Genomic DNA, 25795 nt, shown 5'->3' on the forward strand with positions numbered 1-25795 from the left:
TGGGGCGAGGGCGACGATCGCGAGGCCCGCTTTTCTAGTTCCCGCCGAAGCACCGCGCCACAGCGCCCTCACCCCAACCCCCGCGCTTCGCGCACCCCGCCCGTGCGCCGGCGCACGGGCGTTCATCGGCCCGCGAGCCAATGGCTCGCAAGCGCACCGCTTCACCCCGCCAGCGGGAGAGGGGCTCAACCGCCCCCGTACAGCGTCTCCGCCCGCTGGAACAGGATCCAGCTGGTGGCGATGAACTTGTCGCCGCGCTCGGGCCGGTTGCCGCGGTGGGTGTGGGTGAACGCGGTCGGTGCGATCAGCAGGTCGCCGGTGCGTGGCGCGACCTTGCGCTGCTGGAACAGGAATTCGGTCTCGCCGGCGCTGAACTCGTCGTTGAGATACAACGTCCACAGCAGGTGCCGGTGCAGCGTCTCGCCACTGGCGTCGCGCGGATACAGCTCGCAGTGCCAGTACGGATAGCCGCCTTCGCCGGCGGTGTACCACTGCAGGTTGATCTTTCCCGGCCGCAGGCAGGTCTGCACCAGGCCGGCCAGCCGCTTGCCGTCCATGTCGGCGAAGTCCTCGGCGGTCAGCCGCTGCAGGGTGCCGTCGGCGCCGGGCTGCTGCAGCATCAGCGGCGCGATCAGCGCCTGCGGATACTTGCGCAGGTAGGCGGTCAGGCCGCCGAACACCGCGACATTGAGCTGCTGCGCGACATCGGCCCAGTCGGCGCGGTCGCTGATCGCCAGGTCGCGGCTGCGCTTGAGTTCGGGATACACGCCGCCGCCGATCTCGCCGGGATGCAGCTGCGCGCTGGCGCGCATCCGCGCGACGATCGCCGCGCAGGTCTCGGGCGCCAGCGCGCCGGGCGTGATCTCGATGAAGTCGGCGGCGCTCACGCGGCGGCGCTGTCGTGGCGCAGGTGATACCGCGTGGCCGTCTCCACCTCGTCCTTCGAGCCGAGGAACACCGGCACGCGCTGGTGCAGCGAGGTCGGCTGCACGTCGAGGATGCGCGCGCGGCCGGTGGTCGCCGCGCCGCCGGCCTGCTCGACCAGCATCGCCATCGGATTGGCCTCGTACATCAGCCGCAGCTTGCCGGGCCTGGCCGGGTCCTTGCGGTCCCAGGGATAGATGAAGATGCCGCCGCGGGTCAGGATGCGGTGCACGTCGCCGACCATCGCCGCGACCCAGCGCATGTTGAAATCCTTGCCGCGCGGCCCGTCGCTGCCGGCCAGCAGGTCCGCGACATAGGCCTGCGTCGGCGCTTCCCAGTGCCGCTGGTTGGACATGTTGATCGCGAACTCGCGGGTCTGCGCCGGGATCCGCATGTTGGCCGTGGTCAGCACGAACGAGCCCTGCTCGCGGTCCAGCGTGAACGCATGCGTGCCGTGGCCGATGGTCAGCACCAGCATCGTGCTCGGGCCGTACAGGCAGTAGCCGGCGGCGACCTGGGTGCTGCCGGCCTGCAGGAAGTCGTGGTCCTGCGGCGCGCTCACGCCGTCGGGGCAGCGCAGTACCGAGAAGATCGTGCCGACGCTGGCGTTGATGTCGATGTTGGAACTGCCGTCGAGCGGGTCGAACACCAGCAGGTAGTTGCCGCGCGGGAACGCGTCGGGGATCGGCAGCGAATGGGTCATCTCCTCCGACGCGCACGCGGCCAGGTGGCCGCCCCAGGCGTTGGCCTCGAGCAGGATCTCGTTGCTGATGACGTCGAGCTTCTTCTGCGCCTCGCCCTGCACGTTGACGCTGCCGGCCTCGCCCCCGGCCTCGCCGAGCACGCCGCCCAGCGCGCCCTTGCCGACCGCGACCGAGATCGACTTGCACGCGCGCGCGACGACCTCCAGCAGCAGCCGCAGGTCGGGCGTCACCCGGCCTTCGCGCTGTTCCTCGATCAGGTGGCGGGTCAGGGAAATGCGGGACATGGGAAGGCGGCCTGGCGACGGAGGGGCGGCCATTGTCTCGCGGATCGCCGATGCTGTCCCGGACCGGCGTCGCTGGACGGCTGCCGCGCGGTCCCGCTGCCGGGCTTGCGATGGCTGCCGTTCCCGACGTTCCGCCGTCAGACGCGGCCCGCCTGCTGCAGCGCCGCGTACTCGTCGTCGCGGAACAGCCGCGAGCGCACCAGGAAGCGCACGCCCTCGCCGTTCTCCAGCGAGAACATGCCGCCGCGGCCCTCGACCACGTCGATGATCAGCTGGGTGTGCTTCCAGTATTCGAACTGCGAGGGACTGATGTAGAACGCCGCGCCGCCGATCTCGCCCAGGCGCACGTCGCGGTCGCCGACGATGAAATCGCCGACCGCAAAGCACATCGGCGAGGAGCCGTCGCAGCAGCCGCCGGACTGGTGGAACAGCAGGTCGCCGTGACGCGCGCGCAGCCGCTCGATCAACGCCAGCGCGGCCGGCGTGGCGAGGACCTGGCGGGTATCGGGGGCGGCGGGATCGTTCGGTGGTGTCATGCGCGCGTCTCCAGGGCGGTCAGCGTTGCCAGGTCCACTGTGCGCCGACCAGCACGCCGCGGCCGGCGCCCGGCTCGTAGAAGCGGCCATTGCCTTCGTTGACGATCACCGAGCCGATGTGGGCCTTGTCGAGCAGGTTGTCGAGCCGCGCGAACGTGCGCAGTTCGCCGGCGTCGAAGCGCCAGCGCCGCGAGGCCTCGGCGTTGAGCAGCAGGTAGCCGGGCGCGCGCGCGCTGCCGGTGTCGTTGGCGACCACGTCGCCGAGGCCGACGGCTTCCAGCGCGCCGCCCCAGCGGCCGTCGTCCCACTGCAGCCGCGCGAACAACTGCTGGCGGGCGACGCCGGGAATCCGCGCACCGGCGTCGACCGGCGTGTCCGGCACCGTGCAGCCTGCGCCGCTGCAGATCAGGTAGGCGTCGCGGAAACTCGCATCGAGCCAGGTCCAGGCCAGCTGCAGGTCGAGGGCATCGCCCAGCGGCTGCCGCCAGGCGGCCTCCACGCCCTGGCGGCGCGCGCGGCCGATGTTCTGGAAGCTGCTGCGGCCGCCGACGTTGCGCGCGACCGCCAGCTCGTCGTCGGTCTCGGCGCGGAACAGTGCCGCATCCACGGTCGCGCCGGCGGCGCCGCGCCACTTCAGGCCGAGTTCGAGGTTGTCGCTGATCGCCGGCCGCAGGTCGAGTGCGAGGCCCGCGCCGCCGTCGGCGCGATAGCCGATCTCGTTGAACGTCGGCGTCTCGAAGCCGCGCCCGGCCGACAGGTACAGCCGCAGGTCGTCGCCGGGCGCGAACATCAGCCCGGCCACCGGCGAGGTCTGGCGGTAGCGGACCGCACCGCTGTCGTCGGGATTGCCCGCGGTGACGTAGTGGTCGTCGGACGCGAATTCCACCTCGCTGTGGCGCACGCCGGCCAGCAGCGACCAGCGCGGCGCGAACGCCCACCAGGCCTGGGCGAACTGGTCGCTGTTCTCGACCCGGTTGCGCTCGTCTCGGCGCAGCGCGCCGCGCACGCCGAGCGCCTCGCCGGCGAAGTTCTCGAAGCCCTGGCGGTGCTGGCGCTGGCGGTCGGCATTGGCGCCGACGGTAAGCTCGAGCGGCCTGCCGGCGAGCGTGCCTTCCCAGCTCCAGCGCAGGTCGAACCCGCCGTAGCTGTTGTCCAGGTCGATGACCCCGCCCGAGTTCAGCGGGTTGGCCTGCGCGGCGACGGGCAGCGGCAGGTACTGGGTCACCGCGCGGGAACCGGCATAGGCTATCGCCCGCAAGGTCTGCGCCTCGCCGATGCCGTGCTCGTAGACCGCCCCGGCCTGCTGCTGGCGCACCGACTTGCGGGTATTGAACTGCGTTGCGACCGCCGTGGCCTGGCGCGGGTTCTCGCGCACCTGCTCGGCGGTCAGACCGAGCGGATCCTGGGCCTCGGGCAGGTCCAGCCAGTTGCCCACCAGGTCCAGCGTGCGGCGGTCGCCGAAATCGATGCGGACCCTGGCGTTCGCCGAATCGCGGCGCGCGGCGCTGTGGTCGCGCCAGCCGTCGCTGTCGAACCGCGACGCGGCGACGTTGTAGCCGATGCGTTCGCCACCGCCGCGCAGCTGCGCGGCCAGGTTGGTCGTCGAATTGCTGCCGACGCTGGTCTTCAGCCGCCACGGATCGCCGGGCTGGCCGTCGGCGCTCCACAGCTGCACCACGCCGCCCGACGAATTGCCGTACAGCGCCGAGAACGGCCCGCGCATGATCTCGATGCGGTCGCCGCCGACCAGGTTGAAGTGCGACAGCTGGCCCTGGCCGTCGGGCATCGAGGCCGGGATGCCGTCGGCGAACAGGCGCACCCCGCGCACGCCGAAGGTCGATCGCGCGCCGAAGCCGCGGATCGACAGCTGGGTGTCCTGGGCGTGGTTCTGGCGGTCGCGCGCGAGCAGCCCGGGCACGCCGTCCAGCGGTTCGGACGCGATCGACTCGGCGCGGTTGCTGTCGTCGGCCAGGGTGATGGTGTCGACCGATGCGGGCGTGTCGAAGCTGGCCACGCCGCGCAGCCGGGTGGCGTCGACGCGCACGCGCTCCAGCGTCACCGGCGCGTCGGCGACGTCGTCCGCGGCATCCACCGCGCCGGCGACGGGCGCCGCCAGCACCGCGAACAGGGTGGTCGCGAGCAGCGTGGGGCGCGGTCGCCGGCAGGCGGATGGATGCGGGAGGCGACGCATCATTCGACCACCAGCCGGCCCTTCATCAGGTTCCAGTGGCCGGGGAACGAGCAGAAGTAGGTGTAGTCGCCGCCGCGCTGCAGGTCGGCGGTGGAAAAGGTGATGGTGGTGGTCTGGCCGCCGCCGATCAGCGGCGTATGCGCGATCACGCGCCGGTCGCCGGGCGGCAGGTAGCTGTTGGCGGCGGTGGCGCGTCCGCCGGCGATCGCGACCGGGCGATAGTCGGCGGTCCGGGTCAGCACCCAGTTGTGGCCCATCGTGGTCGCCGACAGCCGGCCGCTGTGGCGCAGCGTCAGCTCGACCTCGCTGCAGTCCGCGGCGATGCGCAGTTCCTGGCGGTCGAAGCGCATCGCGTCGTCGCTGCCGATGGCCAGCGCGCAGGTGCGCGCGAATGCGCCGGGCGCCAGCGCCAGCAGGGCGAGGCCGGCGAGACAGGCCGCGGCGCGGCTGGCGCGGCGCGCGCGCGCCGGAGATGGGAGGGCGGATATGCGTGGGGGGCGCGGATCGGACGGCATGCGGACGCCTTGTGGTGGGCGGATCGGCGCACCGGCGCGCGTGGATACGCTGCGGCGCGGCTGCGCACCGTAGCAGATGGCGCCGCAGCGAAGGCCACGCAGCGCTCACGCCGCCGGCTGCGGACATCCCGCGACCGGCGGCGCGATACCGTGCTCAGGCGGCGAAATCGAGCACCACGCGGCCCTCGATCTGGCCCTTGTGCATGCGCGCGAACACATCGTTGATGTTCTCCAGCGAATCGGTGGTCACCGTCGCCGCGACCTTGCCCTGCTCGGCGAAGTCCAGCGACTCCTGCAGGTCCAGGCGGGTGCCGACGATCGAGCCGCGCACGGTCACGCCGTTGAGCACCAGGCCGAAGATGTCGAGCGGGAAGTCGCCGGGCGGCAGGCCGTTGAGCGAGACCGTGCCGCCGCGCCGGACCATGCCGATCGCCTGCTCGAACGCCTTCGGCGAGACCGCCGTGACCAGCGCGCCATGGGCGCCGCCGATCTCCTTCTTCAGGTAGGCCACCGGGTCGGTGGTTCTGGCGTTGACGGTGACCGTGGCGCCGAGGCGCTCGGCCAGCTTGAGCTTGGCGTCGTCCACGTCCACCGCGGCGACGTTGCGCCCCATCGCCTTCGCATACTGCACCGCCATGTGGCCGAGGCCGCCGATGCCCGAGATCACCACCCAGTCGCCGGGCTTGGTGTCGGTGACCTTCAGGCCCTTGTAGACGGTGACGCCGGCGCACAGGATCGGCGCGATCTCGACGAAGCCGACGTTCTTCGGCAGCAGGCCGACGTAGCCGGCGTTGGCCAGCGCGTACTCGGCGAAGCCGCCGTTGACCGAATAGCCGGTGTTCTGCTGGGTCTCGCACAGCGTCTCCCAGCCACCGAGGCAGTGCTCGCAGTGGCCGCAGGCCGAATACAGCCACGGCACGCCGACGCGGTCGCCTTCCCTGATGTGGGTCACGCCGTCGCCGACCGCGACCACGTGGCCGACGCCCTCGTGGCCGGGGATGAACGGCGGGTTCGGCTTGACCGGCCAGTCGCCCTCGGCGGCGTGCAGGTCGGTGTGGCAGACGCCGCAGGCCTCGATCTTGACCAGGATGTCGCCGGATTTCGGCCGCGGCACCTCGACCTCCTCGATCGTCAGCGGCTGGCCGAATGCGCGGACCACCGCGGCTTTCATCGTCTTGTGCATGGGGTATCTCCTCTGGAATTGGGATCGGAGGCGGGGAACCTCGAACATGGCCGATCCGGAAACGCGGCGCACTGATCGGGATCAAGCCGGTGCGGGTGCGTCACTGCAGGTGGTGGCTCGGCGCAAGCCGGTAGACCGGCGTGTCCAGGCCTTCGTAGCGCGCCTTGAGTTGCAGCGCGAGATACAGCGAGTAGTGCCGCGACTGGTGCAGGTTGCCGCCATGGAACCACAGCTTGTCCTGCTGCGTGGGCTTCCACATGTTGCGCAGCTCGCCTTCCCAAGGGCCCGGGTCCTTGGTCGTGCCCGAGCCGTAGCCCCAGCACTTGCCCACCTTGTCGGCGACGTCCTGGCTGATCAGCTGCGCCGCCCAGCCGTTCATCGAGCCGTAGCCGGTGGCGTAGACGATCAGCTCGGCCGGCAGGCGGCGGCCGTCGGACAGCACCACCGCGTCGGGCTCGATGTGGTCCACGTTCAATCCCGGCGCGCTCGCCAGCGCGATGCTGCCGTTGGCGATCAGCTCGGACGCGCCGACGTCGATGTAGTAGCCCGAGGCGCGGCGCAGGTACTTCATGAACAGGCCGGTGTCGTCGTCGCCGAAGTCGAGCATGAAGCCGACCTGCTCCAGCCGCGCGTAGAAATCGGCATCGCGGCGGCGCACCTCGTCGAACGCGGCGCGGTGGAACTGCGGCATCACCTTGTAGGGGATCGAGGCGAAGATCAGGTCGGCCTTGTCGGTGGTGATGCCGTTCTCCACCGCTTCCTCCGAGTACAGCGGTCCCAGTACCACCTCCATCAGCGTTTCCGAGCGCACGATGTGGGTAGGCGAGCGCTGCACCATGGTCACCTGCGCACCGTGTTCGACCAGGTCGGCGCAGATGTCGTGGGCCGAGTTGTTGGCGCCGATCACCACCGCGCGCTTGCCGCGCCAGGCATCGCCGCCGGGATGCCGGCTGGAATGGTGCTGCTGGCCGGCGAAGGTCTCCGCGCCGGGATACTTCGGCACGTTGGGTACGCCGGACATGCCGGTGGCCAGGATCAGCTGCACGGGATGCAGCACCACCGGCTCGCCATCGCGCATCACCGTCACGTTCCAGTGCCCGGCGGCTTCATCGAAGTCGGCCTTGACGCACTCGGTACGGTTCCAGATGTTCAGCTCCATCGCCTTGGCGTACATCTCCAGCCAGTCGCCGATCTGGTCCTTGGGGGTGAACACCGGCCAGTGCTCGGGGAAGGGCAGGTAGGGCATGTGGTCGTACCAGACCGGGTCGTGCAGGCACAGCGACTTGTAGCGCCCGCGCCACTGGTCGCCGGGACGCCCGGCCTTGTCCACGATCAGCGTCGGCACGCCCAGGCGCCTGAGCCGCGCGCCCAGCCCCAGCCCGCCCTGTCCGCTGCCGACGATCAGGCAGTACGGCTGCTCGGTGATGCCGAGCGTGGCGGCCTCGTCGCGGCGGCGCTCGGCCCAGTTGCGCTTGTCCGCATGGGCGTGGCCGTGCTGCGCGCCGAGCGGGCGGCGGCGTCCGCGTGGCTCCTCGAAACCCTTGAGCTCGCGCATGCTGGTCAGCAGCGTCCAGCACAGGCCGTCCTTCAGGCGGACGTAGCCCTTGCCGCGGGCGGTGGCGGTTTCCAGGCTGATCCAGCCCTCGACCACGCCGTCGGCGGCGCTGGCCTCGCCTTCGACCTGCCAGTGCGACGGGGCGGTGGCCTGCAGCCGTTGTTCCAGCAGGTCGCGGACGCCGTCGCGGCCTTCCACGGTGACCAGGTTCCAGCTGAACAGCACGAGGTCGCGCCAGTGGCAGTCCTCGGCGAAATAGCCGACGGCGTCGTCGATGTCGTCGCGCGCCAGCGCGTCGGCGAAGCTGGCGAGCCAGCGCTGCAGGGTGTGGGTCGGGGTGGCGGTACGGGCGATTTCGGCGGACAGGAGTTCTTCGGCAACGGCCATGGGATTTCCTCGCGGCGGAATGGGGGAAATGACGGACCGCCGCGATCGGCGGCCCGCCGTGCACCGACGTGACCTTGGGGGAGGGACGGTGCACCCACGACGGGCCGCGCGTCCGGCGCGGCCCACCACCGGGCCGGATCAGAAGAAGCCCAGCGCCTTGGGCGAATAGCTGACCAGCAGGTTCTTGGTCTGCTGGTAGTGGTCGAGCATCATCCGGTGGTTCTCGCGGCCGATGCCCGACTGCTTGTAGCCGCCGAATGCGGCATGTGCTGGATAGGCGTGGTAGCAGTTGGTCCACACCCGGCCGGCCTGGATCGCCCGGCCCATGCGGTACAGGCGCGCGGCGTCGCGGCTCCACACGCCGGCGCCGAGGCCGTAGAGCGTGTCGTTGGCGATCGCCAGCGCCTCGGCCTCGTCCTTGAACGTGGTCACCGACACCACCGGCCCGAAGATCTCCTCCTGGAAGATGCGCATGCCGTTGTGGCCCTTGAACACCGTCGGCTTGACGTAGAAGCCGCCGGCAAGATCGCCGTCGAGCCTGTTCTGCTCGCCGCCGATCAGCACCTCGGCGCCTTCCTGCTTGCCGATGTCGATGTAGCTGAGGATCTTCTCCAGCTGCTCGCTGGAGGCCTGCGCGCCGACCTGGGTGTTGGGATCGAGCGGGTTGCCCTGCTTGATCGCCGCCACGCGCTTGAGCACGCGCGCCATGAACTCGTCGTAGATCGACTCCTGGATCAGCGCACGCGACGGACAGGTGCACACCTCGCCCTGGTTGAAGGCGAACAGCACGAAGCCCTCGACCGCCTTGTCGAGGAAATCGTCGTCCTCGGCCATGACGTCGGCGAAGAAGATGTTCGGCGACTTGCCGCCCAGCTCCAGCGTCACCGGGATCAGGTTCTGCGAGGCGTACTGCATGATCAGGCGCCCGGTCGTGGTCTCGCCGGTGAAGGCGATCTTGGCGATGCGGTTGCTCGAGGCCAGCGGCTTGCCGGCCTCCAGGCCGAAGCCGTTGACGATGTTGAGCACGCCGTCGGGCAGCAGGTCGCCGATCACCTCGGCCAGCACCAGGATGCTGGCCGGGGTCTGCTCGGCCGGCTTGAGCACCACGCAGTTGCCCGCGGCCAGCGCCGGCGCCAGCTTCCATACCGCCATCAGCAGCGGGAAGTTCCACGGGATGATCTGCCCGACCACGCCCAGCGGCTCGTGGAAGTGGTAGGCGATGGTGTCGTGGTCGATCTCCGAGATGCCGCCCTCCTGCGCGCGGATCGCGCCGGCGAAATAGCGGAAGTGGTCGACCGCGAGCGGCAGGTCGGCATTGAGCGTCTCGCGGATCGGCTTGCCGTTGTCCCAGGTCTCGGCGTGGGCCAGCAGCTCGAGGTTCTGCTCGATGCGGTCGGCGATCTTCAGCAGCACGTTGGCGCGCTCGGTGGCCGAAGTCCGGCCCCAGGCGTCCTTGGCCGCATGCGCGGCGTCGAGCGCGGCTTCGATGTCGTCGGCGTTGGAGCGCGGGATCGAGGTGAACACCTTGCCGGTGACCGGCGTGGTGTTGTCGAAGTACTGGCCGGACTTCGGCTCCACCCATTTGCCGCCGATGAAGTTGGCATAGCGCTGCTTGAAGATCGTGCCCGGATCGGTGGCCTGCGGCCGGGGTGCGGTGACGGCATTCATGTGTCGACTCTCCTGCGTTGGGTGTGCCCGTTGGGGGTAACCCATCGCTGCAAGCGCCATGCCAGAAATCCATGCTGCTGCGCGTCATGGGCCGCGTCCGTTCGTGGCGCGAAAGGATGCGCAAATGTGCTGCGTTGCATCACATGGCGCGGCGCCTGCGACGTCTCAAGCCGCGACACGCGGGTGTGATGTGTCCGATCCTGCGACAGATGTGTCGCGCCCGCGAAGGCGTTACAGTCCGGGACCACGTCGCGGGAGGTCGCGTTCATGACCCTGGGCAACCAGAAGCCGGATCTCGGACAGGCCCGGCGCACGTTTTTCGAGGGCGCGCATGTCGCGGGCGGGCGCGCCGCCACCGGCGTGGTGCCGGCGACGATCCTGCAATCGTGGCAGCGTTGCCGTGATCTCGGACTCGCCGCCGACGCGCGGCCCGAGATCGCGCCGCTGGAGCACGGCCGCCTGCGCGAGATGCGCGACCGCAGCGAGAAGCTGTGGCGGCTGGCGCGCGCCGAGCTGGAACTGTTGCAGGCCGACGCCAGCGCGACCGGCAGCATCGCGCTGCTGACCGATGCCGAGGGCTGGATCCTCGATGCCGAGGGCAGCACCGGCTTCCTCGACAAGGCCGGCCGCGTCGCGCTGATGCCCGGCGCCTGCTGGAGCGAGGCCAGCGTCGGCACCAATGCGATCGGGACCGCGATCGTCGAGGGGCGCGCGGTCGAGGTGCGCGGCGCCGAGCACTATTTCGCCCCGCACCGCATCCTCACCTGCGCCGGCGCGCCGATCTTCGACCCGTACGGCCAACTGGTCGGCGTGCTCGACATCTCCGGCGATGCCGGCGTGCCGCAGATGCACGCGCTGGGGCTGGCGCAGCTGGCGGTCGCCAACATCGAGCACCGCTATTTCGACGACGGCATCGTCGCCGCCGAGCTGCTGCGCCTGCACCGCGATGCCGACCTGCTCGGCACCGCGCGCGAGGGCCTGCTGGCGTTCCGGGACGGGGTGCTGGTCGCGGCCAACCGCTGCGGCCTGGAGCTGCTGGGCCTGCGCCACGGCGATATCGGCCACGCCGGCTACGAGGCGCTGTTCGACGACGCCATCGGCCGGCTGCACGACGACGGCACGCTGGGCGACCGTCACGGCCACCTGCTGTACGGCCGCGTCGACACCCCCGAGCGCCAGCGCCGTGCGCCGGTGCGCAGCGCGATCACCGTGTCCGCGTCGACGCCGGCCGGCGATCCCGATGCGCCGATCTTCGATGCCGGCGTCGAACAGGCGCTGGGGCAGGCGCGGCGCGTGCTCGATGCCGACATCGGGGTGCTGATCCAGGGCGAGACCGGCAGCGGCAAGGAAGTGTTCGCGCGCGAGCTGCACCGGCGCAGCGCGCGCGCCGGCATGCCGTTCGTCGCGGTCAACTGCGCGGCGCTGCCGGAAGGGCTGATCGAGGCGGAACTGTTCGGCTACGAGGACGGCGCCTTCACCGGCGCGCGCAAGAGCGGCAACCCCGGCCTGCTGCGCCAGGCCGACCGCGGCGTGCTGTTCCTCGACGAGATCGGCGACATGCCGCTGGCGCTGCAGCCGCGGCTGCTGCGCGTGCTGCAGGATCGCGAACTGCTGCCGCTGGGCGGCGGCAGGCCGGTGCGGCTGGATTTCGCGCTGGTCTGCGCGACCCACCGCAACCTCGAGACCGCAGTGGCCGAAGGCCGCTTCCGCGCCGACCTGTTCTACCGGATCTCGCACCACTGCGTGCACCTGCCGTCGCTGCGCGAACACGGCGACGTGCCGGCACTGGTCGACCGGCTGTGGGCGCGCATCGCCGGCGGCCGCAGGCTGGACGCCGCGGCGCGTGCCGCGCTGGGCGGCTACGCATGGCCGGGCAACCTGCGCCAGCTGGTGTCGTGCCTGCGCACGCTGGTCGCGCTCAGCGAACCGGGCAGCATCGTCGACGCCGCGTTGCTGCCGGGCTATCTGCGGATGCCGGTGGCGGTATCCGCCGGCGGTCCCGACGGACCGGATGCCGCGGCCACGCCGGTGCCCGCGATGCCCGGCGCGGACCTGGCGACGGTGACCGAAGCGCTGATGCGCGCGACCGTGGATGCCTGCGGCGGCAACATGGCCCAGGCCGCGCGGCGCCTGGGCATCAGCCGCAGCACGCTGTACCGCAAGCTGGGCCGCGGCGCGCGCCATTACGAATCGTAGGAGCGACTTATGGCCGCGAAACGCCGGGGCCGCGAAACGCCGGTCGCGGCCGTGCGCGCCAAGCCAGCGAAGCTGGTCGAGATGGACCGTGCAGCGGACTTCGCAGTCCGGACGATTCCTGCCGCCCGCGCGCCTGGACGTGCGCGGTGTCTGGGTTCACGAGGTCCCGTAGGTCGGGGCCACGCCCCCGACGCCTCGTGAACCCGGACACCCAGCACGTCGGCCGCGTGGGGCCGACCCACGGCCGAGGGGCGAATGCCGGGCCCGGCCGGCGTCCTGCTGCCGGGCCCTAGATCACCCGCAGCGTGATCGCCTTGAGCACCGCGCGCGTGCGGTCGCGGGTGCCGAGCTTGTCGAGGATCGCCGAGACGTAGTTCTTCACCGTGCCCTCGGCCAGGAACAGGCTGCGCGCGATCTCCTTGTTGGAATAGCCGCCGGCCAGCAGCCGCAGGATTGCCACCTCGCGCGGACTGAACGCGGCCGCCGGCGCCGCCTCGTCGTGGAAGCGGTAGCGTGCGCGCACCGGATCGGTGCTGACCGGCTGCAGCAGGGTCCCGCCGGCCGCCAGCCGCACGATCGCATCGCGCAGGTCCTCCGGCGCGGCGTCCTTGAGCAGGAAGCCCTGCGCGCCGGCGGCGGTCGCGCGCAGCAGCAGGTCGCTGTCGTCGAACGTGGTCAGCAGTAGCACCGGCGTGCGGTCGCCGCGTGCGCGCAGCGCCAGCAGCGCGTCGATGCCGTCCATGCCCGGCATGCGGATGTCGCTGAGCACCACGTCGACCGGCGTGCCGGCCAGCTGCGCCAGCAGCGACGCGCCGTCGTCGGCCTCCACCGCGATCGCGATGCCCTGGCCCTGCAGCAGCGCGCGCAGCCCGGCGCGGACCAGCGCCTGGTCGTCGGCCAGGGCGATGCGGGGCGGGGTGGGCATGCTCAAGGCAGCCTGCGCACGGCGGGCAGCCGCGCGTCGATGCGCAGCGCGCCTTCGGGCGTGCGCGCGAACCGCAGGGTGCCGCGCAGCGCATCGATGCGTTCGCGCATGCCGGTGATGCCGTTGCCCTCGCGCAGCACACCGCGCACGCGGCCGTCGTCCTCGATCGCGATCTGCAGATCGTCGCCGTCCCGGTGCAGCGCGACCCGCAGCACATCGGCGTCGGCATGCCGCGCGGCATTGGTCAGCGCCTCCTGCACCAGCCGCAGCACCGCCTCGGCGACAGCGGCGTCGCTGATCTGCACGTCGTCGTCGACCGCCAGTTGGAGCGCCGGTCGCGGCAGCGGCGCAGCCAGCGCGCGCAGCGCGGTCGCGATGTCGAGGCCACGTTCGTCGCGCAGCGCCTGCACCGCGTGGCGGATGTCGCCGAGCAGTTCGGCCGACAGCTGGCCGGCGATGCGCACTTCGTCGCGCGCGGCCAGCGCCGGATCGGCGGCGAGCGCGCGCAGGTTCAACCGCAGCGCGGTCAGCTTGTGGCCGGCGACGTCGTGCAGCTCGCGCGCCATCCGCAGGCGCTCGGCATCGCGCGCGCTGTCGGCCAGCAGCGCGCGGGTCGCCAGCAGGTCGGCGTTGACCCGCGCCAGCGCATCGCGGGCGTGCTCGGCGCTGCGCGCATAGTGCATGCACAGCGCCGCGAACACCTGGAAGCCTGCATGGATCAGCACGGCCATCAGTGGTGCCGACAGGGCCGTACGTTCGCGCAGGATCACGTAGAACGCGACATCCGCGGCGACGATCGCCGGCAGCGCCCGGCGCGCGGGCCAGTCGGCGAACAGCACGGCCGTCCAGATCACCAGCAGCACCGGCGCCGCGCCGGGGCGCGGGTCGAGCGCGATCAGCGCCAGTGCGAGCAGTGGCAATAGCAGCAGGATGGCGGCATCGAGTCGGCGCATGTGCGCGGGCACCATGCTCAGCGCGAGGAAGCCGACCGCGTACGCGCCCAGCAGCCACCACGCCCACGCCGCGACGGCGGCGTCGTAGAAGCGCAGCGACAGCGCGACCGCGCCCAGCGTCAGCAGCGCGGCGACGTTCAGTGGGTTCAGCAGGCGGTGGCGGACATCGTGCACCGCGCCATGCTGCAAGCGCGCACGGCGCACGGCAATCGCTATGGCGCAGAAAGTGACTTCCGGCAGGTCGGATCGATGACCACAGGCACTGCGCCCGGCACCGGCCGCGCCGATCCGGGGCGCCGTAGGTCGGGGCCACGCCCCCGACGCCCGGAGATGGATAGGTTGCAGGAGATCGGCCATGGCGACCGGAGGCATCGCGAACGTCGGGCGCGTGAACCTCCGCCGTGCCGCAGCGTCCTCTCAGCCGCGACTGACCGCCGCCACCGCTTCCGCCACATAGTCGAGATTCTTCAGGCTCAGCGCGGCCACGCAGATGCGGCCGGTGCCGACCGCGTAGATGCCGAACTCCTCGCGCAGGCGCTCGACCTGCGCCCGGCTGAGGCCGGAATACGAGAACATGCCGGCCTGGTCCTGGATGAAGGCGAACGCCGGCGCGCCATGGGCGGCCAGCTTCTCGACCAGGCCGGCGCGCAGGGCGTGGATGCGCTCGCGCATCTGGCCCAGCTCGGTCTCCCAGCGCTCGCGCAGCTCGGGGCTGCCCAGCACGCCGGCGACCAGGGCCGCGCCATGCGTCGACGGGCTGGAATAATTGGCACGGACCAGGCGCTTGATCTGCGACTGCACGCGCCGGCTCTCGTCGGCGCTGTCGCTGACGACCGTGAGCGCGCCCACGCGCTCGCCGTACAGCGAAAACGACTTGGAGTAGGAACTGGCGACCACGAAGTTGCGGATCGGCGAGGCGGCCAGCAGGCGCACGGCCAGCGCATCCTCGGGGATCCCCTGGTCGAAGCCCTGGTAGGCCATGTCGACGAACGGGAACAGCCTGCGTTCGTGCAGCAGCTCGATCACCCGGGCCCACTGCGCGGCCGTCAGGTCGGCGCCGGTCGGGTTGTGGCAGCAGGCGTGCAGCAGCACCACCGTGCCGGCTTCCAGCTTGCCGAGGTCGGCGAGCATGCCGTCGAAGTCGAGGCCGTGGCTGGCGGCGTCGAAATACGCATAGTCGACGACCTCGAAGCCGACCGCGCCGAACACCGCGCGATGGTTCTCCCAGCTGGGGTTGCTGATCGCGATGCGCGCCGAGGGCAGTGTCCTGTGCAGCAGCTCGGCGGCGACGCGCAGGGCGCCGCTGCCGCCGATGGTCTGCGTGGTCGCGGCACGGCCTTCGGCGACCAGCGGCGAATCGGCGCCGAACAGCAGCTCGCGGGTGGCGCGGGTGTAGTCGGGCATGCCGTCGATGGGCAGGTAGCCGCGTGGCTTGGCTTCGGCGGCCAGCCGCTGCTCGACCTCGCGCACCGCGTCCAGCACCGGGATGCGCCCGTCCTCGTCGTAGTAGATGCCCACGCCGAGGTTGACCTTGGTGGCGCGCGGATCGGCGTTGTAGGCCTCGGTCAGGCCGAGGATCGGATCACCGGGGACGAGTTCGACAGCGGAAAAGAAAGAGGACACGGGCTTGCCTGCGCGACGGAGGGGAGGGCGTCGGCGGCGGACGCCGCCAAACCCGCCCAAAATAGCAAGCCGGCGCGGGCGGCGCGACGGTTTCGAAGTGCACTGCCGCACATCGGGCGGCTTGGCGCGAACGCGCGGCTGCCGGAATCCGGACCATGCGCATGCATCGCGACCACGACAGGCGCCGCTGCCGGACATCGAAACCGGTTTCCGCGGTCGTAAAGTGCACGGTCTTTCTGTCAGGATCCGGATCTCCACCGCTTCCCTCGACACCCTGTGCCCAGATACGTCATGGCCGCACGTTGCGCCGCCCTGCTGTGTACCGCGCTGCTGCTGGCGGGCTGCGCGGCAGCGCCCGCCCGGGATGCCGCATTGGCGTCGCCGCCTCGCGATGGCCCGGCGCGACTTCCCGCCGATGCCGATGCGCCGGTGCTGCTGGTGTCGATCGACGGCTTCCGTGCCGACTATCTCGACCGTGGGCTGACGCCGACGCTGCAGGCGCTGGCCGACGCGGGCGTGCGCGCCGAGTACATGCGCCCCTCGTACCCGTCGATCACCTTTCCCAACCACTACACGCTGGTGACCGGCCTGCGCCCGGACCGGCACGGCGTGGTCGCCAACTTCATGACCGATCCGACGATGCCCGGCGTGCGTTTCAGCATGTTCGACCGTGCCACGGTCGGCGATGCGCGCTGGTGGAACGACGGCAGGCCGCTGTGGACCAGCGTGCGGGAACACGGTGGCCGTGCGGCGACGATGTTCTGGGTCGGCTCCGAGGCCCCGGTGCACGGTGCGATGCCGGAGTACTGGCGGCCGTTCGACATCGCGGTCGATTCCCGGCAGCGCGTCGAACAGGTCCTGGGCTGGCTGGCCCTGGCGCCCGCCGAGCGCCCGCACTTGATCACCCTCTACTTCGACATCGTCGACACCATGGGCCATCTGCATGGCCCGGATTCCCCCGAGCTCGATGCCGCGCTGGCGGAAGTGGACGCCGCGCTCGCCACGCTGGTGGCCGGCATCGATGCGCAGGGGCTGGGCGAACGCGTCAACCTGGTCGTCGTCTCCGACCATGGCATGGCCGCCACCGGTCCGGATCGCGAGCTGTACCTGGACGATCTGGTGGACGTCTCACGGCTGGATTTCCTGTGGACCGGCGCCTACGCGTCGTTCGACGCACTGCCGGGCGGGGAGGATGCCGCGCGGCAACTGCTCGGCGGTCACCCGCACATGACATGCACGACCCGCGACCGGATCCCGGAGCGCTACCGCTTCGGCACCCACCGCCGGGTCCCGGCGTATTTCTGCGAGGCCGAACCCGGCTGGCAGGTCACCACCCGCGACGCCATGCAGCGCAAGGGCCACCGGCTGCGCGGCGAGCACGGCTACGACAACCGGCATCCCGACATGCGCGCACCGTTCATCGCGCATGGGCCGGCGTTCCGGCGCGGCGCGGTGATCCCGGCGATCGACAACGTCGACGTGTATCCGCTGCTCGCGCATCTGCTCGCCATCCCGCCGGCGGACAACGACGGCGACCTGGCGCACACCCGGGACGCGCTGGTGCCGGGACGGTAGGCGTGGCGACGGGCTGACCGCGACGGCGGCATCTGCCCCGTCGCGCCTCAGACGTCGGCATCCTCCGGCCAGCCTTCGCCGGTGCCGCGGTTGAACACGCGATCGGTATCGAGTACCTGGCCGGCCGGGATCGCCGGTTGCGTCGCCAGCCGCGCGTAGATCGGCGCGAAGTCCGGCCGGGTCGCGTCCATCAGCTGTTCGAAGCTGTCGATGACGAAATAGGTCTTCTGGTAGCTGTCGATGCGGTAGCGGGTGCGCATGATCCGCTCCAGGTCGAAGCCGACGCGGTTGGGCGCGGCCGATTCCAGCGCATGGATCGATTCGCCCTTCGACGAGACGATGCCGGCGCCGTAGATGCGCAGCCCGCCGGCCTGGCGGATCAGGCCGAACTCGACCGTGTACCAGTACAGCCGGGTCAGGTTCTGCAGCGCGTCCGGGCCGATGCCGTGCGCCTTGACCCCCCCCTTGCCGTAGGCCTGCATGTAGTCGGCGAACACCGGGTTCATCAGCAGCGGCACGTGGCCGAACAGGTCGTGGAACAGGTCCGGCTCCTCGATGTAGTCGATCTGGTCGGGCCGGCGGATCCACCAGGTCACCGGGAAGCGGCGGTTGGCGAGATGGTCGAAGAAATCGAGTTCCGGCAGCAGGCCCTCGACGCCCAGCAGGGTCCAGCCGGTCGCGGCCTCGAGTGCGGCGTCGAGTTCGGAAAACTTCGGGATCGCGTCGGGTGTCATGCCCATCGCGTCCTGCGCCTGCAGGAACTCGTCGCAGGCGCGGCCGGCCAGCAGCGCGCGCTGGCGCGCGTACAGCGTCGCCCAGGTGGCGTGGTCGTCGGCGCCGTAGTCGTCCCAGGGCTGCTGGACGATACCGGTCGCATAGACCGGCACCTTGCCCTTGTCGGTGTGCAGGTTCTCGACGCGGCGGGGCGCGCTCTGCGGGGACGTGCCCTGTGGAGGCGGGCTCTGCGGAGGGGTGTTCTGCGGCTGTGCGGACATCGGCGGCTCCCTGAATCCTGGGCGCGATCCGTGTCGCGCGTCCATCGACGATAGCCGTGATCCCTTGCAACAGGCTTGCGTTGTTGCGCGAAACCGGCGGACCGGCGCAATATCCGGTCGTGTTCCGCATGTTCAGCGCATGAAATGACCGAAGCCTCGCTGGATCGCACCGACCTGTTGCTGCTGGCGGAACTGCAGCGCCAGGGCCGCCTGACCAACGCCGATCTCGCCGAGCGCGTGCACCTGTCGCCGTCGGCGTGCCTGCGCCGGGTGCAGCGGCTCGAACGCGACGGCGTCATCGCCGGCTACCGGGCCGAGGTCAGCGCCGGGCGTCTCGGGCTGGGCCTGCAGGCGTTCGTGCGGGTGCAGCTCAAGCACCACGACAGCGCCGCGGTCGCCGGGTTCGCGCAGCTGGTCGACGGCTGGGACGAGGTCGTCACCTGCCATGCGCTCAGCGGCGACATGGACTACCTGCTGCAGGTGGTGGTACGCGACCTGGCCCATTTCTCGCGCTTCCTGCTCGACCGGCTGCTGAACCAGCCCGCGGTCGAGGACGTGAACTCCAGCTTCGTGCTGCGCACCGTCAAGGCATGGCGCGGCCTGCCGCTGGACGGCTGAACGATTGCACTAAATTGGTGCTTTCAGCAAGGCGGAGCGCACGAAAACTGTGCGTAAGCCGTGATGCGAGACACATCGGCCCGCATAAATGGCTGATTTCATTGAGAGTGTGTGCCTGGCACGGTCGTTGCGTGTACACCCCGTACACACATCACCCAAGGCGGTTGCTCCCGATGTCCATCGATAACGTCGAAAAGCTGATCAACGACAACAAGGTCGAGTTCATCGACCTGCGCTTCACCGACATGCGTGGCGTCCAGCACCACGTCACCTATCCCCGCTCGATCATCGAGCCGGGCCTGTTCGAGGACGGCAAGATGTTCGACGGCTCGTCGATCCCGGGCTGGAAGGGCATCAACGAGTCCGACATGGTGCTGCTGCCCGATCCGGCGACGGCGTTCGTCGATCCGTTCACCGCCGATCCGACGCTCAACATCGTCTGCGACGTGCTCGAGCCGGCGACCATGCAGGCCTATGCGCGCGACCCGCGTGGCGTCGCCAAGCGCGCCGAGGCCTACCTGAAGTCCAGCGGCATCGCCGACCAGGCGTTCTTCGGCCCCGAGCCCGAGTTCTTCGTGTTCGACTCGGTGCGCTACGCCAACGAGATGGGCCACACCTTCTTCCACGTCGATTCCGAGGAAGCGCACTGGAACTCGGGCAAGGAGTACGAAGGCGGCAACAGCGGCTACCGCCCCGGCATCAAGGGCGGCTACTTCCCGGTCGCGCCGCTCGACTCGCTGCACGACCTGCGCGCGGAGATGTGCAAGACCCTGGAGGAGATCGGCATCGAGGTCGAGGTCCACCACCACGAGGTGTCCAACGCCGGCCAGTGCGAGATCGGCACCCGCTTCAACTCGCTGGTCAGCAAGGCCGACGAGCTGCAGGCGCTGAAGTACGTGGTCAAGAACGTCGCCTTCCGCAACGGCAAGACCGCGACCTTCATGCCCAAGCCGATCGTCGGCGACAACGGCAGCGGCATGCACGTGCACCAGTCGCTGGCCAAGGGCGGCACCAACCTGTTCACCGGCGACGGCTACGGCGGCCTGTCGCAGACCGCGCTGTGGTACATCGGCGGCGTGTTCAAGCACGCGCGTGCGATCAACGCGTTCTCCAACGCCGGCACCAACAGCTACAAGCGCCTGGTGCCGGGCTTCGAGGCGCCGGTGATGCTGGCCTACTCGGCCCGCAACCGCTCCGCCTCGTGCCGCATCCCCTACGTCGCCAATCCGAAGGCGCGCCGCATCGAGATGCGCTTCCCCGACCCGATCCAGTCCGGCTACCTGACCTTCGCCGCGCTGATGATGGCGGGCCTGGACGGCATCAAGAACCAGATCGATCCGGGCGGCCCCAGCGACAAGGACCTCTACGACCTGCCGCCGGAAGAGGAGAAGCTGATCCCGACCGTGTGCCACTCGCTCGACCAGGCGCTCGAGGCGCTCGATGCCGACCGCGAGTTCCTCAAGGCGGGCGGCGTGTTCAGCGACGACTTCATCGACGGCTACATCGCGCTGAAGATGCAGGAAGTCACCAAGTTCCGCGCCGCGACCCACCCGCTCGAATACCAGCTGTACTACGCGATCTGATGCACCGCGCGCTGCATCCGATCTGACACGCCACCGGCAGACGGCGACGCCTTCCCTCCCCCACGGTCGGGGGCGTCGCCGGATGCAGGCACCCACAGGACCGCGGGCGACGGCAGTATCCGTCGCCCGCACGGAAAGCCGCCCCGGGGAAGGGGCAGATGCGGCCTCAGGCGCCACAGAGCGCAGGCCGCGGATGCGATGCCCGCGGGCATCGATCCGAATCGTCGTTCGCCTGCCATACCAACATGAACAACAAACGTTGCACGCAATGACCGGGGAGGGCTTTCCAATCACTTGAGGAGCCTGTGTCATGTCGTCACGCAAGCATGCATCCGCAACACTGTTGTTTCTCTGTCTCGTGTCAGCCGGCGCCGCGCACGCGGAAGTCTCCGGCTCGATCACGCTGACCAGCGATTACCTGTTCCGCGGCGTCACCCAGACCGACGAGAAGCCGGCCCTGCAGGGCGGTATCGAATGGGCGCACGACAGCGGCTTCTATGTCGGCACCTGGGGCAGCAGCATCAGCTGGCTCGCCGATTCCGACCCCGACGTGTCCAGCCAGCTCGAACTCGACGGCTATCTCGGCTGGCGCGGCGAGTTCGGCGACAGCGGTTTCGGTTACGACGTCGGCGCCGTCCGCTACTGGTACCCGGGCAGCTACCCGGCCGGTTTCGACAAGGCCGACACCACCGAACTGTACGTCGGCGTGAGCTGGAACATCCTCAGCGCGACCTATTCGTACGCGGTCACCGACCTGTTCGGTATTCCCGATTCCGACGGCAGCAGCAACCTCGACCTCGGCGTCGGCTGGGAATTCGCGCCCGGCTGGACGCTCGATGGCGCGGTCGGCAAGCAGTGGGTATCGGGCAGCGGCGGCACGGCGTCGTACGCGTTCTGGTCGCTGGGCGTGGGCAAGTCGTTCGACAACGGCTTCGGCCTCGCCCTGGCCTGGAACGACAACGACATCGACGGGCTCGACGACACCATCAACTTCGCCGTCACCAAGTCGTTCTGACGAGGTGCGCATGTCCACAGGAGAACCTGCATGAAACTGATCATCGCGATCATCCGGCCCTTCAAGCTCGACGAGGTGCGCGAGGCGCTCGGCGAGGCCGGCGTGTCCGGCCTGACCGTCACCGAGGTCAAGGGCTTCGGCCGGCAGAAGGGCCACACCGAGCTCTACCGCGGCGCCGAGTACGTCGTCGACTTCCTGCCCAAGCTCAAGATCGAGTGCGCGGTCAGCGACGAGGCGTTCGAGCCCGCGCTGGAAGCGATCACCCAGGCCGCGGCGACGGGCAAGGTCGGCGACGGCAAGGTGTTCGTCGTCGCGCTGGAGCAGGTCCTGCGCATCCGCACCGGCGAGATCGGCGCGGACGCCCTTTAACCCCACTTCGGAGAGCAACATGAAAGCAAAGATGATTTCGGGGTGGCGTCCCCGCCTGCAGGCGCTGTGCCTGTCCCTGCTGTGCACGGTGGCGCTGCTCGGCGCCGCGGGCGGCGCGTTCGCCCAGGATGCGCCCGCGCCGGTGATCGACGTGGTCGAGGAGGTCGTGGTCGAGACCAGCGACATTCCGCCCGAAGGCGCGCTGGTGGTCGAGGAGGTCGACGAGATCGTGACCGAAGCGGCCGCCTTCGACAGCGGCAACGTCGCCTGGATGCTGACCTCGACCCTGCTGGTGCTGCTGATGGTGGTGCCGGGCCTGGCGCTGTTCTATGGCGGCATGGTGCGTTCGAAGAACGTGCTGTCGGTGCTGATGCAGGTGCTGGTGGTGTTCTCGGTCGTGGTCATCCTGTGGGTGTCCTATGGCTACAGCGCCGCGTTCACCGACGGCAACGCGTTCTTCGGCTCGTTCACCGAGAAGGCGTTCCTGCGCGGCATCACCGCCGACACCGATGCCGACGGCCTGCCGGAATTCCTGTTCATCGTGTTCCAGTCGACCTTCGCCGGCATCACCACCGCGCTGGTCGTCGGTTCGTTCGCCGAGCGCATCAAGTTCTCCGCGGTGCTGCTGTTCTCGATCCTGTGGGTCACCTTCGCCTACCTGCCGATGGTGCACATGGTGTGGAGCGGCGACGCGGGCTTCCTCGCGCACAAGGGCGTGATCGACTTCGCCGGCGGCACGGTGGTGCACATCAACGCCGGCGTCGCCGGCCTGGTCGGCGCGTACTTCCTCGGCAAGCGTCTGGGTTACGGCAAGGAGGCGATCAAGCCGCACAGCGTGCCGTTCACCTTCATCGGCGCCTCGCTGCTGTGGGTCGGCTGGTTCGGCTTCAACGCGGGCTCGGCGCTCGCCGCCGATGCGAGCGCGTCGCTGGCGATGCTCAATACCATGGTCGCGACCGCGGCCGGCGTGGTCGCGTGGAGCATCGTCGAGGCGTTCACCAAAGGCCGCCCGTCGGCGCTGGGCGCGGCCTCCGGCGCGATCGCCGGGCTGGTCGGCATCACCCCCGCCGCCGGTACCGTCGGCCCGATGGGTGCGCTGGTGATCGGCCTGGCCGCGGGCGCGCTGTGCGTCTGGGGCGTGACCGGGCTCAAGCGCCTGCTGCGCGCCGACGACAGCCTCGACGTGTTCGGCGTGCACGGCATCGGCGGCATCGTCGGCGCGCTGCTGACCGGCGTGTTCAGTGCGCAGTCGCTGGGCGGCACCGAAGCCGATCTGGCGATCGGCGCCCAGGTCTGGGTGCAGCTGGTCAGCGTGTTGTTCACCATCCTGTGGTGCGCGGTGGTGACCGCGATCGCGATCACCATCACCCGCCTGGTCACCGGCCTGCGGGTGACCGAGGACGAGGAGCGCGCCGGCCTGGACATCGTCTCGCACGGTGAATCGGCCTACGAGAAGTAAGCCCCTCGGTTACCTCCCTGCGGGACGGACGGGCAGCGGCGGTGACGCCGCTGCCCGTCCCTTTTCGCGGCGTCGATTCCCGCCGCCTGCGCGGGATGCGCCCCGCGCAACGTGGCGACATCGCTATCATCGATGCATGCCCAAGCCCATTCTCCGTCGATGACCCCGCGCTCCGGGACCGCGATCCGCGTTGCGGTGCTCGACGACGACGACAGCCTGCGCGAACGCATCCTGCTGCCGGAGCTGCGTGAACACGGATTCGACGCGTTCGGCGCGGCGACCGCGGCCGGCTTGTACCGCAGCATGCTGCGCGACCGGTTCGACGTCGCACTGCTGGACATCGGCCTGCCCGACGAGGACGGCGTCAGTGTCGCCGGCCACCTGCGCGAGGCCTACCCGTACATCGGCATCGTCATGCTGACCGGAAACCGCGACCGCGACAGCCATCTGCAGTCGCTGGTCAGCGGTGCCGACGCGTTCCTGCCCAAGCCGGTCGACATCGACATCCTGATGGCCACGCTGCATCGCCTGGTCAAGCGCATGGCGGCGGCGCGGGAACCGCTGCAGCCCGCCGCTCCCGGACAACGGCCGGCCGCTGCAGGCACCCCGGGCCAATGGCGGCTCGATGCCGATGGCTGGTGCCTGTCCGCGCCGGGCGGCGAAGCATTGGCGCTGACCATGCAGGAACGCGACCTGATGCAGCGGCTGATGGCCACGCCCGGGGAACCGGTCCGGCGCGAGGACCTGATCGCCGCGCTGGTGCGCGCGGGCGACATCCACGATTTCGATCCGCGCCGGCTCGACATGCTGGTGCACCGCCTGCGGCGCAAGGTCGCCAACCTGGTCGGTGCGTCGCCGCCGTTTCCGCTGCTGGTCGCGCGCGGGATCGGCTACCTGTTCGCGGCCTGAGCCGTTTCCGGACGGTCTATGGCCGTTTCCGCCGCATCGGCATCCGCACCGGTGCCGGCATGCGGCAGCAGGATCCGGAACCGCGTGCCGGCGCCGGGCGTGCTGTCCACGTCGATCGTGCCGTGCGCGCTGTGGATCATGTCGTGCACCAGCGACAGGCCCAGGCCGGTGCCGCTGCCGGCCGGCTTGGTGGTGTAGAACGGTTCGAAGATGCGCGCCCGCACCGTGTCGGGAATGCCGCTGCCGGTGTCGTGCAGGGTCAGCTCGACCTGCGCGCCATCGTCGCCGTGATGCAGCCGCGAGGCGATCGTGAAGGTGCCGCCGCCGGGCATCGCGTCGCGCGCGTTGCCGGCGATGTTGAGCATCATCAGGATGAAGCTGGCACGGTCCAGGCGCACATGCAGGCCGTCGTCGCCGGCCTCGATCCGGACCCGGACTTGTGCCGGGAACAGCTGGCGCAGCATCGGCTGCAGTTCGGCCAGCGCCTGGCGGACATCGAACACCTCCGGACGCAGGATCTCCTGGCGGCTGAAATCCAGCAGCTTGCGGTTGATCTCCAGTGCCCGCCGCGCCTCGGTCTCGACGCCGGCCAGCGCATCGACCAGCGCCGACTTGTCGCGGTCGGCCAGCCGTTCGCGCTGTTGCGCATAGCCCAGGATCACGCTGAGCACGTTGTTGAAGTCGTGCGAGACGCCGCTGGCCAGTTGTCCGGTCGCTTCGACCTTCTTGGCGTGGACCAGCTGTGCCTGGGCGCGTTCGCGCGCCGCCATCTCCCGCTGCAGTGCGGCGCGCCGGGTGTCGGAGTCGTGCAGGGCTTCGCGCAGCGCGGCGACGGCACGGTCGAGCATGATCGCGACGATGAAGTACGCCATCGCCGTCGATGGCGCGTTCTCGAATGCGCGCCCGCCTCGCGCGGGATAGTCGGTAAGGCAGCCGGTCACGACGATCGCCAGCAGCACGAGGAAGATCAGCCACAGCGCGCGCCGGCCCAGCACCAGCCCGCCGAGCAGCAGCGCCAGGAACTGGTCCGACTGGCTGACCATCATCACCTGGAAGCCGGACTTGGCGTAGTTGATCCACATCGTCGCCAGCAGCGTGCCCAGGTACAGCATGACGGCCGGGCGGAAGTGGCCGGCGCGGATCATCGCCAGGCAGAAGCCGACCACGACCGTCGTCAGGGCCGCCAGCCCCACGTTCAATGCGCCGCCGCGCGGCATGCCGAGCTGGGTCAGGAAATAGGTCCAGGTCGCCGGGACCGAGATCAGCAGGAACAGCAGCAGCAGCTGCAACGCGGCCGCGTTGCGCCGGTCGACCGGATCGTCGATCGGCACGTCATTGAGCCAGCGGCGGATCGCGTCGAACATGCGTGCGGTACCTGCGCGAAGACCACGCATGCAAGGTGCGGGGCGTGGATGAAAGGAACGGAAAGTATGCGGAAAAAACCGCATTTCCGGGGAATTTCCCGTGGATGACATCACCCGGTGCGATCGCCCATGGTAGGGCGGACGCGGCAGGTGGACGGGATTCTTCCCGGGGAGCACGACTGCCGGTTTCGATCACGCGGCACAGCACGCGAACGTGTTGCCGGCCATCCCACGGGGCTCCCGGGGCAGGCACGGCGGGCGGTG

Annotated in this window: 21 protein-coding genes; 8 read left to right on the plus strand and 13 right to left on the minus strand. The window is 70.1% G+C overall.

The window, feature by feature from the left end; all coding sequences use genetic code 11:
- Positions 1-185 precede the first annotated feature (185 nt).
- The 8 genes from LDO26_RS06960 to adh all read right to left on the minus strand — a co-directional run bounded on the left by LDO26_RS06960 (position 186) and on the right by adh (position 9947).
- Positions 186-887, minus strand: coding sequence for a 2OG-Fe(II) oxygenase (locus LDO26_RS06960; protein ID WP_232130358.1), 702 nt, complete (start codon positions 885-887; stop codon positions 186-188).
- Entirely contained in the window at positions 884-1912 is a 1029-nt protein-coding gene (locus LDO26_RS06965; protein WP_232130359.1) for a class 1 fructose-bisphosphatase, read from the minus strand. The genes LDO26_RS06960 and LDO26_RS06965 overlap by 4 nt, the downstream gene beginning before the upstream one ends.
- 137 nt (positions 1913-2049) lie before the next feature.
- Entirely contained in the window at positions 2050-2448 is a 399-nt protein-coding gene (locus LDO26_RS06970) for a DUF779 domain-containing protein (protein WP_232130360.1), read from the minus strand.
- Between the two features lie 19 nt (positions 2449-2467).
- Entirely contained in the window at positions 2468-4639 is a 2172-nt protein-coding gene (locus LDO26_RS06975) for a TonB-dependent receptor family protein (protein WP_232130361.1), read from the minus strand.
- Positions 4639-5154 (minus strand): azurin, encoded by a 516-nt coding sequence (azu, locus tag LDO26_RS06980; protein ID WP_232130362.1) that lies wholly within the window; start codon positions 5152-5154, stop codon positions 4639-4641. The genes LDO26_RS06975 and azu overlap by 1 nt, the downstream gene beginning before the upstream one ends.
- A 154-nt stretch (positions 5155-5308) precedes the next feature.
- A complete protein-coding gene (gene adhP / locus LDO26_RS06985) occupies positions 5309-6337 on the minus strand; it encodes an alcohol dehydrogenase AdhP (protein ID WP_232130363.1) in 1029 nt (342 codons plus the stop codon).
- A 100-nt stretch (positions 6338-6437) separates the two neighbouring features.
- Positions 6438-8279: an NAD(P)/FAD-dependent oxidoreductase gene (locus LDO26_RS06990; RefSeq protein WP_232130364.1), complete on the minus strand. Its 1842-nt coding sequence runs from the start codon at positions 8277-8279 to the stop codon at positions 6438-6440.
- Positions 8280-8417: 138 nt separating this feature from the next.
- Positions 8418-9947 carry an aldehyde dehydrogenase gene (gene adh, locus LDO26_RS06995; protein ID WP_232130365.1) on the minus strand — a complete coding sequence of 510 codons (1530 nt, stop codon included), beginning with the start codon at positions 9945-9947 and terminating at the stop codon, positions 8418-8420.
- Between the two features lie 267 nt (positions 9948-10214).
- Here adh and LDO26_RS07000 point away from each other — a divergent pair, with 267 nt between their 5' ends.
- A complete protein-coding gene (locus LDO26_RS07000; RefSeq protein WP_232130366.1) occupies positions 10215-12143 on the plus strand; it encodes a sigma-54-dependent Fis family transcriptional regulator in 1929 nt (642 codons plus the stop codon).
- A gap of 289 nt (positions 12144-12432) precedes the next feature.
- On the opposite strand, the gene LDO26_RS07005 is transcribed toward LDO26_RS07000, so the two are convergent.
- The 3 genes from LDO26_RS07005 to LDO26_RS07015 form a co-directional block, all read right to left on the minus strand.
- The gene (locus LDO26_RS07005; RefSeq protein WP_232130367.1) at positions 12433-13068 is read right to left on the minus strand and encodes a response regulator transcription factor; all 636 of its coding nucleotides are present in this window, start codon (positions 13066-13068) and stop codon (positions 12433-12435) included.
- A gap of 2 nt (positions 13069-13070) precedes the next feature.
- The gene (locus LDO26_RS07010) at positions 13071-14309 is read right to left on the minus strand and encodes a sensor histidine kinase (protein ID WP_232130473.1); all 1239 of its coding nucleotides are present in this window, start codon (positions 14307-14309) and stop codon (positions 13071-13073) included.
- A 129-nt stretch (positions 14310-14438) separates the two neighbouring features.
- Positions 14439-15644: an amino acid aminotransferase gene (locus LDO26_RS07015; RefSeq protein WP_232130368.1), complete on the minus strand. Its 1206-nt coding sequence runs from the start codon at positions 15642-15644 to the stop codon at positions 14439-14441.
- Between the two features lie 291 nt (positions 15645-15935).
- Between LDO26_RS07015 and LDO26_RS07020 the strand changes: the two genes are divergently transcribed.
- On the plus strand, positions 15936-17219 hold the full coding sequence (locus LDO26_RS07020; RefSeq protein WP_232130369.1) for an alkaline phosphatase family protein: 1284 nt from the start codon (positions 15936-15938) through the stop codon (positions 17217-17219).
- Between the two features lie 47 nt (positions 17220-17266).
- Here LDO26_RS07020 and phhA read toward each other — a convergent pair whose 3' ends face one another.
- Positions 17267-18214: a phenylalanine 4-monooxygenase gene (gene phhA / locus LDO26_RS07025; RefSeq protein ID WP_232130370.1), complete on the minus strand. Its 948-nt coding sequence runs from the start codon at positions 18212-18214 to the stop codon at positions 17267-17269.
- Positions 18215-18358: 144 nt separating this feature from the next.
- On the opposite strand from phhA, the gene LDO26_RS07030 reads away from it, so the two are divergent.
- From LDO26_RS07030 to LDO26_RS07055, 6 genes are all read left to right on the plus strand, one after another.
- Positions 18359-18832 (plus strand): Lrp/AsnC family transcriptional regulator, encoded by a 474-nt coding sequence (locus tag LDO26_RS07030; RefSeq protein ID WP_232130371.1) that lies wholly within the window; start codon positions 18359-18361, stop codon positions 18830-18832.
- 173 nt (positions 18833-19005) lie between these two features.
- Positions 19006-20415: a type I glutamate--ammonia ligase gene (gene glnA / locus LDO26_RS07035; RefSeq protein WP_232130372.1), complete on the plus strand. Its 1410-nt coding sequence runs from the start codon at positions 19006-19008 to the stop codon at positions 20413-20415.
- Positions 20416-20725: 310 nt separating this feature from the next.
- Positions 20726-21430 carry a TorF family putative porin gene (locus LDO26_RS07040; RefSeq protein WP_232130373.1) on the plus strand — a complete coding sequence of 235 codons (705 nt, stop codon included), beginning with the start codon at positions 20726-20728 and terminating at the stop codon, positions 21428-21430.
- A 30-nt stretch (positions 21431-21460) separates the two neighbouring features.
- Positions 21461-21799, plus strand: coding sequence for a P-II family nitrogen regulator (locus tag LDO26_RS07045; RefSeq protein WP_232130374.1), 339 nt, complete (start codon positions 21461-21463; stop codon positions 21797-21799).
- 19 nt (positions 21800-21818) lie between these two features.
- Positions 21819-23258, plus strand: coding sequence for an ammonium transporter (locus LDO26_RS07050; RefSeq protein WP_232130375.1), 1440 nt, complete (start codon positions 21819-21821; stop codon positions 23256-23258).
- Between the two features lie 159 nt (positions 23259-23417).
- Positions 23418-24167: a response regulator transcription factor gene (locus LDO26_RS07055; protein WP_232130376.1), complete on the plus strand. Its 750-nt coding sequence runs from the start codon at positions 23418-23420 to the stop codon at positions 24165-24167.
- Here the strand turns inward: LDO26_RS07055 and LDO26_RS07060 are convergent.
- On the minus strand, positions 24149-25531 hold the full coding sequence (locus LDO26_RS07060) for a sensor histidine kinase (RefSeq protein WP_232130377.1): 1383 nt from the start codon (positions 25529-25531) through the stop codon (positions 24149-24151). The two genes, LDO26_RS07055 and LDO26_RS07060, sit on opposite strands and share 19 nt — an antisense overlap.
- Positions 25532-25795: the final 264 nt, after the last annotated feature.

This window comes from Proluteimonas luteida (assembly GCF_021191695.1).
Classification (GTDB): Bacteria; Pseudomonadota; Gammaproteobacteria; order Xanthomonadales; family Xanthomonadaceae; genus Luteimonas; species Luteimonas luteida.

Coding starts and splice junctions, on each gene's coding strand:
- LDO26_RS06965 (WP_232130359.1), bottom strand. CDS start 1,912: ATGTCCCGCATTTCCCTGACCCGCCACCTGATCGAGGAACAGCGCGAA.
- LDO26_RS06970 (WP_232130360.1), bottom strand. CDS start 2,448: ATGACACCACCGAACGATCCCGCCGCCCCCGATACCCGCCAGGTCCTC.
- LDO26_RS06975 (WP_232130361.1), bottom strand. CDS start 4,639: ATGCGTCGCCTCCCGCATCCATCCGCCTGCCGGCGACCGCGCCCCACG.
- azu (WP_232130362.1), bottom strand. CDS start 5,154: ATGCCGTCCGATCCGCGCCCCCCACGCATATCCGCCCTCCCATCTCCG.
- adhP (WP_232130363.1), bottom strand. CDS start 6,337: ATGCACAAGACGATGAAAGCCGCGGTGGTCCGCGCATTCGGCCAGCCG.
- LDO26_RS06990 (WP_232130364.1), bottom strand. CDS start 8,279: ATGGCCGTTGCCGAAGAACTCCTGTCCGCCGAAATCGCCCGTACCGCC.
- adh (WP_232130365.1), bottom strand. CDS start 9,947: ATGAATGCCGTCACCGCACCCCGGCCGCAGGCCACCGATCCGGGCACG.
- LDO26_RS07000 (WP_232130366.1), top strand. CDS start 10,215: ATGACCCTGGGCAACCAGAAGCCGGATCTCGGACAGGCCCGGCGCACG.
- LDO26_RS07005 (WP_232130367.1), bottom strand. CDS start 13,068: ATGCCCACCCCGCCCCGCATCGCCCTGGCCGACGACCAGGCGCTGGTC.
- LDO26_RS07020 (WP_232130369.1), top strand. CDS start 15,936: ATGGCCGCACGTTGCGCCGCCCTGCTGTGTACCGCGCTGCTGCTGGCG.
- phhA (WP_232130370.1), bottom strand. CDS start 18,214: ATGTCCGCACAGCCGCAGAACACCCCTCCGCAGAGCCCGCCTCCACAG.
- LDO26_RS07030 (WP_232130371.1), top strand. CDS start 18,359: ATGACCGAAGCCTCGCTGGATCGCACCGACCTGTTGCTGCTGGCGGAA.
- glnA (WP_232130372.1), top strand. CDS start 19,006: ATGTCCATCGATAACGTCGAAAAGCTGATCAACGACAACAAGGTCGAG.
- LDO26_RS07040 (WP_232130373.1), top strand. CDS start 20,726: ATGTCGTCACGCAAGCATGCATCCGCAACACTGTTGTTTCTCTGTCTC.
- LDO26_RS07045 (WP_232130374.1), top strand. CDS start 21,461: ATGAAACTGATCATCGCGATCATCCGGCCCTTCAAGCTCGACGAGGTG.
- LDO26_RS07050 (WP_232130375.1), top strand. CDS start 21,819: ATGAAAGCAAAGATGATTTCGGGGTGGCGTCCCCGCCTGCAGGCGCTG.
- LDO26_RS07055 (WP_232130376.1), top strand. CDS start 23,418: ATGACCCCGCGCTCCGGGACCGCGATCCGCGTTGCGGTGCTCGACGAC.
- LDO26_RS07060 (WP_232130377.1), bottom strand. CDS start 25,531: ATGTTCGACGCGATCCGCCGCTGGCTCAATGACGTGCCGATCGACGAT.